Genomic DNA, 11,939 nt, shown 5'->3' with positions numbered 1-11,939 from the left:
TTCGTGGCCACCGCTTCGTAGCCGCCGCGGCGGCCCCGATCAGGCGGCGCTGGTGAACACGGGCAGGTAGCCACCGGACTGTCCGGCGGCGGTGGGGTGGTACGACTCGCCGATGTTGAGCCAGTTGACGCTGTGCAGCCACGCGTCGCCGGAGCAGATCTCGTGGCCGGTGAAGGCGCCGGCCACCGAGGCGAAGGTGAACCCGTGGTTGGCGGCGCGTTTGGCGATGGCGGCGTTCAGGTAGTCGGCCGCACCGTTGATGGCGGAGCGCTCGCCTTCCGTGAGCCCGGTGGCGCAGGTGCCGTTCAGCTTGTAGAAGCGGGGATAGCCGAGGACGACGACGTGGGCCCCGGGCGCCCGGCCGTGGATGGCGTCGTAGACCTGGTCGAGCTGGCCGGGGAGGGTGGAGTCGACGTACGCCTTCGCCTGGTTGACGCGGCTGACGCAGGTGGACTCGGACTGGAGCACACAGGTCGTCATGACGTCGGAGAATCCGGCGTCGTTGCCGCCGATGGTGATGCTGACCAGGTCGGTTCCGGAGTTCAGCGGGGAGAGCTGGCCGGAGAGGACGTCACCCGTACGGGCGCCGGAGCAGGCCGCGAAGGAGAAGGTCTGCGGGGCGTGGGCGGCGGCCCACAGGGCCGGGTAGGCGCGGGTGGTGCGTTTGCAGTTGCCGCTCCCGCTGTCGTAGTTGCCGGCGCCGACGCCGGAGGAGTACGAGTCGCCGAGGGCGACGTAGCCGAAGTCGGCCGTGGCGGCGGCCGCCTGTCCCGCGCCGAACAGGGCGGCGCCCGCGGCGAGTAACAGGGATGAGGTCAGGGCGGCGAAGCGCGACATCTTCATGCTCATGTGTGCGGCTCCTTGTGGGGGGAGGTACACGGGGGTTACTCGGGGGTTACTCGGGGGTTACTCGGGAGTTACTCCTGAGTCCGTGGTACTGGGAGCCGGGCATGGCCGGAAGTGTTCATGCCAAGAATTTTCGGCGCGGAGTTGCGAGCCGAATCTTCACCACCGGTGCGTTTGAAGAGGGAACTTGGGCACCCGATCCGGCGAAACACGGGTGCACGAGGCCACTTCGTGCCGGATCATGGGCGCCATGCCAGCCAACCCGCATGACGCGCTGCCGATCCGGCTCAACGTCGACGACAGCGATTCACCGTCTGACGTCGTGGACGCGCTGTTCCTTGGCCGGTTCGCGTCCGGCGAGCAGCCGTACTCGCACAGCGTCACGATCGAGCGGGTGAAGGCGGAGGCGACCCTGCTGCCGCCCGAGGCCACCGTGCTGCGCTCCGCGCGCGACTCCGACCGCAGCGCCACGCTCGCCGAGGGCGAGGGCTGGACGATGCTCGTCTCCCGCTGGAGCCGCGGCGCGGACGTGACGGTGACGGCGGTCAGCGACGAACTCGCCGCCAGCGTCCTCGGCGGGGCCACGGAGGGGGTGCAGGACGAGCCCGAACCGCAGCCGGAGAACGTCACGATGGGGTTCTGGTACGTCTCCCCGCGCCGCGGCCCGTACCGGACGACCCGCCAGATCGCGGCCGGGACCTGGGCGGAGGTGCGGCCCAACTACACGGCGCCGGTGGCCGGGGCGATGGACCGGCTGATGAAGGTGACCCCGGACGACATCGCGGGCCGGCTGCTCCTGCTGCACGGCCCGCCGGGCACGGGCAAGACCTCCGCGCTGCGGACGCTGGCCCGGTCGTGGCGGGACTGGTGCCAGGTGGACTGCGTCCTGGACCCGGAGCGGCTGTTCAACGACGTCGGCTACCTCATGGACATCGCGATCGGCGAGGACGAGGGCACGGCGAAGGGCCGCTGGCGGCTGCTGTTGCTGGAGGACTGCGACGAGCTGATCCGCGGCGAGGCCCGGCACACGGCGGGCCAGGCACTGTCGCGGCTGCTGAACCTGACGGACGGGCTGCTGGGCCAGGGCCGCAACGTACTGGTCGGCGTGACCACGAACGAGGACCTGGAGCGGCTCCACCCGGCGGTGGTCCGGCCGGGCCGCTGCCTGGCCCGCATCGAGGTCGGCCGGCTGACGCACGGCGAGGCGGTGGACTGGCTGGGCACGGACGAGGGGGTGTCGCGCGAGGGCGCCACGCTGGCCGAACTGTTCGCGCTGCGGCGGGGCGCGGGCCCCGCGTCGCTGCTGCCGCCGCAGGGCCAGCACGGCGCGGAGCCGGGCCTCTACCTGTAGGACCGGCTCCGCCGGGCGGGGTGCGCACGGGCCGTACCCGCGCGCCGAGGACAATGGGCCCCGGACCGCCCGCCCCCGGGTCCAGGCCGCCCCCGGACCCGGCCGAAGCGCCCGGGGACACCACCGAGCAGGAGAGTGCACGTGCCCGAGCCGGCGCAGGAGAATCCGTACCCCGACAGCCACGTCCTCGGCGAGGGCCCCGAGCCGCACCCGCAGCTGCGGCCGGTGCTGTCCCTCCTCGGGCGCTGGCACGGCCGGGGACGCGGCGCATACCCGACCCTGGAGCAGGGGTTCCGGTACGAGCAGGAGATCACCTTCAGCCACGACGGCCGGCCGTTCCTGCGCTATGAGTCGCGGGCCTGGCTGATCGACGAGTCCGGCACCGCCCTGCGCCCCTCGGGACGGGAGTCCGGGTGGTGGCGGATCCTGCCCGACGCCTCCCTGGAGGTCGTCCTCGCGCACCCGACCGGCATCGTGGAGACGTACGTCGGCCGCGTGTCCGGGACGGAGATCGAGATCGCCACCGACACCGTTGCCCTCACCCCCAAGGCCAAGGAGGTCACCGCCATGCGGCGCCGGTACGCCTTCGGCGACGGGGAACTGACGATCGAGCAGGACATGGCGGCGATGGGCGAGCCCCTGCGACACCACCTCCGGGCGCAGCTGCTCCCGTACAAGGGCTGAAGGACCAGGGGTCCGTCAGGGCCCAGGGGTCCGTCAGTTGCCGTAGCGGGCGCGCAGGGCGTCGAGGGCGGCCGCCGTCGCCTCGTCGAAGCTCAGGCCCAGCCGCTTCGCGCGCTCCGCGTAGGCCTGCGCGGCGGTGGCCGCCTCGCGGGCGGCCCCGTCGCCGGCCGCCGCGACGAAGGTTCCGTTCCGGCCGCGGGTCTCGATCACCCCGTCGCCCTCCAGGGCCCGGTAGGCCTTCGCGACCGTGTTCGCCGCCAGCCCCAGCTCCTCGGCGAGCCCGCGCACCGTCGGCAGCTTGTACCCGACCGGCAGCTCCCCCGAGTGCGCCGCCTGCGCGATCCGCGCGCGCAGCTGCTCGTACGGGGCCGGCGCACCGGCCGCGCCGTCGATCCGGATCTTCAGGTTCGTCGAGGTCACCCGGCGATTCTCCCCCATCCGCCGGGAAATTCGGAGGCATTCGCCCCGCCCCCGCGCCTACGGTCGACGCCATGACCGTAAAGATCCGCGACCTCCGCCCGGACGATCCCCACGACGCGGAGTCCGTCGTACGGGTGCGCCGCGCCGCGCTGCCCTTCATGATCACCACCTCCGCCGGTCTGGCCCACGAACTGGCCACCTCGCACCCCGACAGGCGCTACCGCGTCCTCACCGCCGAGACCGAGGACGGCCTCGTCGTGGGCACCGCCGAGCTCGGGCACGTGCACCGGAGCCCCGAGCCCGGCCAGTCCTTCGTCAACGCCTACGTCGACCCCGCACACCGCGGCCGCGGCGCCGGGACCGCCCTGCTGCGCACGGCCGAGGAGTACCTGGCCGCCGAGGGCGCGGTGGAGACGTACGCCTGGGTCCTCGACGAGCCGGCCCACCGTTCCTTCGCCGAGCGGCGCGGCTACCGCCCGTCCCGCTCCGCGCACTTCCTGCGCCTGGACCTGGCCGCCGGCCCGCTGCCGGAGCTCCCGGCCGTCCTCCCCGCCGGGGTCGAGCTGCGCCCGGCCTCGGCCTTCGCCGCCGACCCGCGCCCGCTGTTCGAGGCCGACGCGGCGGTGTCCGCCGACGAGCCGGGCGACGTACCGGAGGTGGCCGCCGACTACGAGGACTGGCTGGGCAGTGTCTGGAACGAGCCGACGCTCGACCGGGAGCTGACCCGGGTGGTGCTGGTCGACGGGGTCGTGGCCGCGTTCTGCGCGGTCCGGACCGATGGCGCCGCCCGCTACGGCTCGGCGATGACCGGCACCCTGCGCGCGTTCCGCGGCCGCGGGCTGGCCAAGCTCGCCAAGACGGACTCGCTCCGGCGGGCCCGCGCCGCCGGCTACACGGAGGCCTTCACCGGCAACGACACGGGGAACGAGCCGATGCTCGCCGTCAACAAGTGGTTCGGGTACGAGATCTGCGCGACCGAGACGCGCTTCGCCAAGAAACCGGAGAACAGGACATGACCGACGGCCTCACGGTCACCCTCACCAAGGCGGGCCGCACCAAGATCCGCTACCCCGCCGCCCTGGTCGCCGACACGGGCGACCGGATCTCCGTACGGGCCCCCTGGGCGGCGGAAGACGTACGGGACTTCGGCTTCGTGCGCTTCGAGCCGGGCGACGTCTTCACCGAGCACTTCTGGCGGACCCGCTGGTACGCGGTCAAGGAGGTCCGGACGGGCGAGGGCGTCCTCAAGGGCTGGTACTGCGACATCACGCGCCCGGCGGTGGTGCGGGACGGCGCGATCCTCGTCGAGGACCTGGACCTGGACCTGTGGGTCTCGGCGGACGGAGCGAGCGTCCTGCGGCTGGACGAGGACGAGTTCGCGGCGAGCGGCCTCGGGGAGAGCGACCCGCGGGCGGCGGCCGAGGCCGTGCGCGCCCTCGACGCCCTGGCCGCCCAGGCGCACGCGCCGGAGGGCCTGACCGCGCTCCTCACCTGAGCCCGGCTCCTGCCTCGCATCTTCTCCTGGGGGGCTGCCCGGGGTCTGCCTGTAGGCCCGCTTAGTGGTTCCTTAAGCGGAGCCTAAGGATCTTCGGGAGGGCCCCGAAAGGGGTGGCGGCGGGGGTGCGGGGGGCTAGCTTGGCGGGGCCGAGGAGGGCACGGGGCGGCGTCGGATCCCACGGGGGGCGGCGCCGCCCGGCCGGCTCCCGGCACACCCACGACCGTGGTGCCCGCATCGCCGCTCCGAAGGAGATCCACCCATGCCCGCACGCCGCCGCCGCACCGTGACCCGTATCGCCGCAGCCGGCCTCGCCCCGCTCGCGGTGGCCGCGTACGCCGCCGGGCCCGCGGCCGCGCACGGCTCGATGACGGACCCGGTCAGCCGGGTGGCGGCCTGCTACGCGGAGGGGCCGGAGTCGCCGAAGTCGGCGGCCTGCAAAGCGGCGGTGGCGGCGAGCGGGGCCCAGGCGTTCTACGACTGGAACGCGGTGAACATCGCCAACGCGGCGGGCAACCACCGGTCGCTGATCCCGAACGGGCAGCTCTGCTCCGCCGGCAACGACAAGTACCGGGGCCTGGACCTGGCCCGCGCCGACTGGCCGGCCAGCCCGATGACCCCGGGCGCGCACACCTTCCGGTACAAGGGGACCGCCCCGCACAAGGGCTCCTTCGAGCTGTACGTCACGAAGGACGGCTACGACCCGTCGAAGCCGCTGAAGTGGTCGGACCTGGAGCCGGCGCCGTTCGCGAAGGTCACGGACCCGGGCATGCAGAACGGGGACTACGTGTTCTCCGGCACCGTGCCGAACAAGTCCGGGCGGCACCTGATCTACAGCATCTGGCAGCGCTCGGACAGCCCGGAGGCCTTCTACACCTGCTCGGACGTGGTGTTCGGCAAGGACAACGGCGGGAGCGGCGGCAACGGCGGCGGCACCGGCACCGGCACCACCCCGAGCACGAAGCCGAGTACGAAGCCCAGCGCCAAGCCCTCCACCGGGGACGGGCGCCCGTCGGACGCGCCCAAGGCCCCGACGGACCAGCAGATCGCCGACGGTGAGAGCAAGTCCACCGTGGAGCACAACGGCCACGGCGACAACGACCCGAGGACGAACGGCAGCACCGCCCTCGCCCCGGTCCCGTCGGACTCTCCCGCGGGCACCCACCTCGCCGAGACGGGCGGAAGCGCCGCCACCCCGGCGATCGCGATCGCCGGGGCAGGCGTGCTGGCCGTCGGAGCGGCCGTGCTGTTCGGGGTGGCCCGACGCCGTGCGACGACGCCGGGCCGCCACGGCCGCTAGTCGGACGGCCTTACCGGCCCCTCACCTGCGCGTCATTCGAAGACCGACGCGCAGGTGGTCCGGGTCGCGTGCGCCGGGTCGAGGGAGTTGACCGCCTCGTGCCAGGCGATCCGGTCGGTGAGCCCGATGGCGACGTGCTCGGAGAGGTCCAGCGGGCACAGGTCCTGGAGCACGACGTTGCGTACGTTGGATCCGGTCCCCTGGAGGAAGGCGCTCCGGTACGGCGTGACGACCTCGTCGTACTTCGTCGCGATGACCGTGTACTGGACCCCGGGGACGGTGTCCCCGCCCGCGTTCAGCTTGGTGACGAAGGGGGATCCGGCGATCTGGTCGGCCAGCCCCGGGGTCGCCGAGCTGATCAGGTCCTCGGCGCCGGGGAAGTACGGGAGCAGCTGGGTGAGCCCGTCCAGGGTGGTTCCGTGGTTGTCGGGAGCGAGCCCGATCAGGGCGTTGACCTTGGGGGCGCCGCCGAGGAACTTGAGGTAGTAGTTCGGCATCATGCCGCCCTGCGAGTGGCCGACGATGTCGGTCTTCGGGGCCCCGGTGGAGGCCAGCACCTTGTCGACGAACACCTGGAGCTGGCCGGCCGACTTGTCGATGGGGCCGAGCCCGTTGAAGAACGGCACGCCGGGCAGTTGCCCGTAGTCGAGCGAGTAGACGCAGTACCCGCGGTGCACGAGGTACGGCGCGAACCCGAGCCAGTTGTCCACGGAGTTGCCGAACGTGCCGTGGACGAGGACGACCGGGCGCGGATGGGCGGCGGAGGGTTTGCAGGACCAGTCGTTCCAGCCGCTGCTGGGTGCGGACGCGGCCTGCGCGGCGCCGGTGGGGGCGACGAGGGCGGCGGCGGCGAGGGTGAGGACGGCCAGCGGGCGGAGCAGGCGTCGCCAGTGCAGCATCGAGTGATCTCCTTGCGGGTCAGGGAAATACGTGGGGGTTCGTCCCGTGATCCGGATCACAAGGGGGCTGCTTCCCGCCAAATTACGGGTGAGTAGCAAGACTTGGAAGTTACGCGTCAGTAAAAAATGCGTGTCCCGGGAGGCGGAGGAGTAGGCGGAGGAGCACGCGCAGGAGCACGCGCAGGAGCACGCGCAGGAATGGGCCTGCGCCCGACACCCCCAGGGGCGTCAGGCGGCGGCCTTGTGGAAGGTGGCCGCCGGGCGGACCGTGCCCGGGCCGAAGCGGGCGTTCGCGCGGTCGACGGCCGCCTCCACCGTCAGGCGGGCCTCGCGGACCGGGTCCAGCGAGATCTGCCGGGACGCCCGCCCGGCGTCCGTGAGGTCCTCGGCGCGCAGCACCATGCCGGTCAGCCGGGCCCGTTGCAGTCCGGCCGCGTCCAGCAGGCGGTACGCCGCCGCCCGCAGGTCCTCGTCGTGCCCGGACGCCTCGGGGAGCCGCCGGGTCCGCTCCCAGCGGGTGCCGCCGGCGAACTGCAGCGTCAGCGACAGGGCCCGGGCCGCCTGGCGGCGGCCGCGCAGCACCGCGCCGAGGCGGACCACCAGGGCGAGGAGCACGGCCCGGGCGTGCGGGCCGTCGAGCTCGTGCCGGGTGAAGCCGCTGCGGACGGCGGCCGACGGGGGCAGGTCCTTCGGGGTGACGGGGCGGGGGTCGATCCCGCGGGCGCGCTCCGCCGCCAGCCGGCCCGCCCGCTGCCCCAGGATCCGTTCGACGGTGCCCGGGGAGACGGCCGCGACCGCGCCGACCGTGTGCAGTCCGTACCCGCGAAGCACCTCCGCCTGCTTGGGGCCGATGCCGTGCAGCGCCTCCACCGGAAGCGGCCCCAGGAAGACGTCCGCCCCGCCCTCGGGCACGGCCAGGACCCCGCCGGGCCCGGGCACCCGGGCGGAGGCCGTCGCCGCCACCGCCCAGGTCCCGGCGACCCCGATCCGTACGTCGGTGCCGAGCCGGGCCAGCGCGCGCAGCCGCACCAGCTCGGCGATCCGGCCGGCGTCCGCGCCGAAGTACCGCCGGGCGCCGCGCACGTGCACCAGCGCCGCCCGGGGCGGCAGGGCCTGCACGGTCGGGGAGAACTCCCTCAGGAGTTCGAGGACTTCGCGGTACCCCTCCTCGGCCAGCCCCGGGGCACACCGCACGTGCAGGACGCCGTTCACCGGGGTCATCCCGCGCTCCCCGGGCTGGAGTGCCACAGCTTGCGGCCGGTGGCGGCGCGGTCGCCGGGCGGCTGGAGGTCGGCCCACGGGTTCAGCTCGTACCCGGTGGACAGGTGGATGCGGCGCCCGGAACCGGCGGAGCCGGCCGCGCCCCCGGCGCCCCCGGCGCCCTCGACACCCCCGCCACCCGGCAGCGGCTCCGCCAGGCGGGCCGCGACCGCGTCGAGGCCGCCCGCCGCCCGCAGTTCCACCAGCTCGGCCAGGTCCCAGGCCGCCGCGCCGACCACGCTCAGGCTCTGCGGTCCGCGCCGCTGGACGACACCGCGCACGAGCAGCAGGAACGAGTGGAAGACGGTGTGCGCGCACGCCTCGTGGCTGTCGTCGAAGAAAGCCAGGTCGACCAGGCCCGTCCCGTCGTCCAGCGTGGTGAAGATGACCCGCCTCCCGGAGCGGATCGGCGGGGTCTGGGTGGCCGCCTTGGCCCCCGCGACCAGCACCGTCCGGCCGTGCTCGACCTCGCGCAGCCTGCGGGCCGGGACCGCCCCCAGCTCCGCGAGGAAGGCGTGGTGGTCCCCCATCAGGTGCCGTGAGGCGTCCATGCCGAGCACGCCCAGCTCCGCGCTGAGCCGCTCCGCCTCGTTCAGGTCGGGCAGGCCGACCGGGGCCGTGGACCGCCCGCCGTCCAGCGGGAGTTGGACACCGCCCGGCCGGGACCCCGCCGACCGCTGCGCGCCGTGCAGTTCCGCCACGTGCAGCAGCAGGTCGCGCCGGTTGGCGCCGAAGGCGTCCAGCGCCCCGACCTGGGCGAGCCGCTGTGCGACCGGCCGCCCGGGGTGGGCCCGGTCCCAGAAGTCGCGCAGCGATCCGTACGGCTGCCCGTCCTCGATCCGCCGCGCCTCCGCCTCGCTGATGCCGTGGACGTCGGCCAGGGCCAGCCGGAGCCCCCACACCGGCGGAGCCCCCGCCTCGGACACCAGTTCGATGTGATGGGCCACCGCCGACCGGTTCACGTCCAGCGGCAGCACCGGCACGCCCCGCCGCCGCGCGTCCGCCAGCAGCAGCCGCTTCGGGTACATCCCCGGGTCGTGCGTGAGCAGCCCGGCGTAGAACGCGGCCGGGTGGTGCGCCTTCAGCCACGCCGACTGGTACGTCGGCACGGCGAAGGCCACCGCGTGCGCCTTGCAGAAGCCGTAGCTGCCGAACGCCTCGACGATCTCCCAGGTCCGGCCGATCACCTCGGCCGAGTAGCCCCGTTCGCCCGCCTTCGCCGCGAACCACACCTTGATCCGCGCCTGCGACTCGGGGTCGGAGAGCCCGCGCCGCACCCGGTCCGCCTCGTCGCGCCCGCAGCCGGTCATGACGTGCACGATCTCGATGATCTGCTCGTGGAAGACCACCACCCCGTACGTCTCGCGCAGCGCCTCCGCCAGGTCCTCGTGCGGGAAGCGGACCGGGGCCCGCCCGTGCCGGGCCTCGATGAACGGCCGCACCATGTCGGCGGCGACCGGCCCGGGCCGGAACAGCGAGATGTCGACGACCAGGTCGTGGAAGGTGGACGGCTGGAGCCGCCCCACCAGGTCGCGCTGGCCCGGCGATTCGATCTGGAAGCAGCCCAGCGTCTCGGCCGAGCGGATCAGTTCGTACGTCGCCCGGTCGCCCGGCGGCACCTGCGCCGGGTCGTCCAGGTCGAGCTCCTCCCCCGTACCGCGCCGGATCTCCGCGACGGCGTGCGCCATCGCGGACTGCATCCGTACGCCCAGCACGTCGAGCTTGAGCAGCCCGAGCTCCTCCACGTCGTCCTTGTCGAACTGGGACATGGGGAAGCCCTCGCCGCTGGTGGGCACCACGGGGGTGCGGGCGAGCAGCGAGGCGTCGGAGAGCAGCACCCCGCACGGGTGCATGGCGATCCCGCGCGGCAGCGCGTCCAGCGCCTCGACGAGTTCCCACAGCCGCCCGTGCTCCTCGCCGCGCACGTCGCGCAGTTCCGGCAGTTCGGCCAGGGCCGTGCGGGCGTCTCGGGCCCGGATGTGCGGGAAGGCCTTGGCGAGCCGGTCGACGGTGGCCGGGTCCATGGACAGGGCGGCCCCGACGTCGCGGATCGCGTGCCGGACCCGGTAGGTCTCGGGCATGGAGACGGTGGCGACGCGTTCGGTGCCGAAGCGGTCCATGATCCGCCGGTAGACCTCCAGCCGGCGGGCGGACTCCACGTCGATGTCGATGTCGGGCAGGACGTGGCGGCGCTTGGACAGGAACCGCTCCATCAGCAGGCCCTGCTCGACGGGGTCGGCGTGGGCGATGCCGAGGAGGTGGTTGACGAGGGAACCTGCGCCGGAGCCGCGGGCGGCCACCCGGATGCCCATCTCCCGTACGTCGTCCACGACCTGGGCGACCGTCAGGAAGTACGAGGCGTACCCGTGGTAGGCGATGATGTCCAGCTCGTGGTGCATCCGCTCCCAGTACGCGCGGTCGTCGGCGTAGCCGCGCAGCACCATGCCCGCGGAGGCCCTGGAGGCGAGGACCCGCTGGGCGGTGCGGTGGGCCGCGCCGACGAGGTGGGCCTCGGGGAAGTGCACGGAGCCCATGCCGAGGTCGTCCTCGGGGTCCACCGCGCAGGCCTCGGCGGTACGCCGGGTCTGCGCGAGCAGCCCGCGCGCGTCGGCGGGGCGCAGACCGGCTGCCCGGCAGATCCGGTCGGCGGCCTCGGCCATGGCGGCGGGGCCCTTGAGCCAGCGCTCGCCGCCGTCGAGGCCGCGGGGGTCGACGGGGACGAGCCGGCGGGCCGAGTCGAGGACGTCGGCGACGGGGCCCTGGCCGGGGTCGGCGTACCGGACGGCGTTGGTGAGCACGGCCGGGACGCCCTGCTCGGCGGCGAAGCCGACCGTACGGGCGGCCAGGCGCAGCGAGCCGGGGCCGGTGCCGGTGCGGCCGTGGTCGACGGCCTCCAGGCGGAGGGAGTCTCCGTAGACCTCCCGCCAGGGCGCGAGCAGCCGGGCGGCCCGGTCCGGCCGGCCGGCGGCCAGCGCCCGCCCCACCTCTGACCCGGGGCCGAGCAGTACGTACACCCCTTCGCCGCGCAGTCCCGCCCGGGGCAGCACCGGCGGGCCGTCACCGGCGGCGGCGTGGGCGTGAGCGGCGGAGACCATACGGCACAGCTCGGCCCAGCCGGCGGCGCCGTCGCGGGCCAGGAAGGTGGCCCGGGGCGCGGACTCGTCGACGAAGGCGCCGCCGACGACGGGGGTCCGCCGCCGGTAGGACGCCTCGCCGGAGCCGCCGGAGCTGCCAGAGCCGCCCGGTCCGCCAGGTCCGCCCGGTCCCGCGGAGCCCCCCGGCCCCACGGAGCCCGCCGCGGGCGACACGGCCAGGTCGACCCCGAACAGCGGCCGGATCCCGGCCTTGGCGCAGGCCTTCGCGAACCGGACGGCGCCCGCGAGGGTGTCGCGGTCGGTCAGGGCGAGGGCGTCCATGCCCCGGTCGGCGGCGCGTTCCGCCAGCGTTTCGGGGTGGGAGCCTCCGTAGCGCATGGAGAACCCCGAAACGGTGTGCAGATGCGTAAAACCAGGCACCCGCGGCCTCCTGCTTCGCTCGAACGTGAACACCACCCCCGTCTCCACCATAGAGCAATTCGAATATCCGTGCGAAACATTCGTTCGAAGTCCCCGCTGGTCCGGCCGCCTCCCACCCGTCATCCGTTCGGCCCGCCCCTGCTGCGCTCCACCCCCCGTACGCCGAGCG

At 74.1% G+C, this 11,939-nt stretch carries 10 protein-coding genes; 5 read left to right on the top strand and 5 right to left on the bottom strand.

Translation table 11 applies throughout. The annotated features are described in order from the left end of the window. Nucleotides 1-39 precede the first annotated feature (39 nt). Nucleotides 40-843 carry an SGNH/GDSL hydrolase family protein gene (locus ADK52_RS21925; protein ID WP_053691578.1) on the bottom strand — a complete coding sequence of 268 codons (804 nt, stop codon included), beginning with the start codon at nt 841-843 and terminating at the stop codon, nt 40-42. A gap of 253 nt (nt 844-1,096) precedes the next feature. Between ADK52_RS21925 and ADK52_RS21920 the strand changes: the two genes are divergently transcribed. Both ADK52_RS21920 and ADK52_RS21915 read left to right on the top strand, forming a co-directional pair. Continuing rightward, a complete protein-coding gene (locus ADK52_RS21920; RefSeq protein ID WP_053691577.1) occupies nt 1,097-2,197 on the top strand; it encodes a DUF5925 domain-containing protein in 1,101 nt (366 codons plus the stop codon). A 141-nt stretch (nt 2,198-2,338) separates the two neighbouring features. Then, nucleotides 2,339-2,881, top strand: coding sequence for an FABP family protein (locus ADK52_RS21915; RefSeq protein ID WP_053691545.1), 543 nt, complete (start codon nt 2,339-2,341; stop codon nt 2,879-2,881). A gap of 33 nt (nt 2,882-2,914) precedes the next feature. Here the strand turns inward: ADK52_RS21915 and ADK52_RS21910 are convergent, their stop codons facing one another. Beyond that, nucleotides 2,915-3,319 carry a GntR family transcriptional regulator gene (locus ADK52_RS21910; protein WP_053691544.1) on the bottom strand — a complete coding sequence of 135 codons (405 nt, stop codon included), beginning with the start codon at nt 3,317-3,319 and terminating at the stop codon, nt 2,915-2,917. Nucleotides 3,320-3,372: 53 nt separating this feature from the next. Between ADK52_RS21910 and ADK52_RS21905 the strand changes: the two genes are divergently transcribed. The 3 genes from ADK52_RS21905 to ADK52_RS21895 all read left to right on the top strand — a co-directional run bounded on the left by ADK52_RS21905 (nt 3,373) and on the right by ADK52_RS21895 (nt 6,096). After that, the gene (locus ADK52_RS21905; RefSeq protein WP_053691543.1) at nt 3,373-4,317 is read left to right on the top strand and encodes a GNAT family N-acetyltransferase; all 945 of its coding nucleotides are present in this window, start codon (nt 3,373-3,375) and stop codon (nt 4,315-4,317) included. Further along, a complete protein-coding gene (locus ADK52_RS21900) occupies nt 4,314-4,796 on the top strand; it encodes a DUF402 domain-containing protein (RefSeq protein ID WP_053691542.1) in 483 nt (160 codons plus the stop codon). Before ADK52_RS21905 ends, ADK52_RS21900 begins: the two co-directional genes overlap by 4 nt. Before the next feature lie 262 nt (nt 4,797-5,058). Continuing rightward, entirely contained in the window at nt 5,059-6,096 is a 1,038-nt protein-coding gene (locus ADK52_RS21895; RefSeq protein WP_053691541.1) for a lytic polysaccharide monooxygenase, read from the top strand. A gap of 32 nt (nt 6,097-6,128) precedes the next feature. Here the strand turns inward: ADK52_RS21895 and ADK52_RS21890 are convergent, their stop codons facing one another. From ADK52_RS21890 to ADK52_RS21880, 3 genes are all read right to left on the bottom strand, one after another. Beyond that, entirely contained in the window at nt 6,129-6,995 is an 867-nt protein-coding gene (locus tag ADK52_RS21890; RefSeq protein ID WP_053691540.1) for an esterase/lipase family protein, read from the bottom strand. Nucleotides 6,996-7,223: 228 nt separating this feature from the next. Then, nucleotides 7,224-8,216, bottom strand: a complete 993-nt coding sequence (locus tag ADK52_RS21885; RefSeq protein ID WP_053691539.1) for a DNA polymerase Y family protein — start codon at nt 8,214-8,216, stop codon at nt 7,224-7,226. Further along, nucleotides 8,213-11,821, bottom strand: a complete 3,609-nt coding sequence (locus ADK52_RS21880) for a DNA polymerase III subunit alpha (RefSeq protein ID WP_199828534.1) — start codon at nt 11,819-11,821, stop codon at nt 8,213-8,215. Before ADK52_RS21880 ends, ADK52_RS21885 begins: the two co-directional genes overlap by 4 nt. Nucleotides 11,822-11,939 lie beyond the last annotated feature (118 nt).

Origin of the sequence: Streptomyces sp. WM6372, from assembly GCF_001279655.1 — a bacterium.
Lineage (GTDB): Bacteria > Actinomycetota > Actinomycetes > Streptomycetales > Streptomycetaceae > Streptomyces.
Note: the sequence above shows the minus strand (reverse complement) of the source record. Positions and strands in the feature narration are given on the sequence as shown.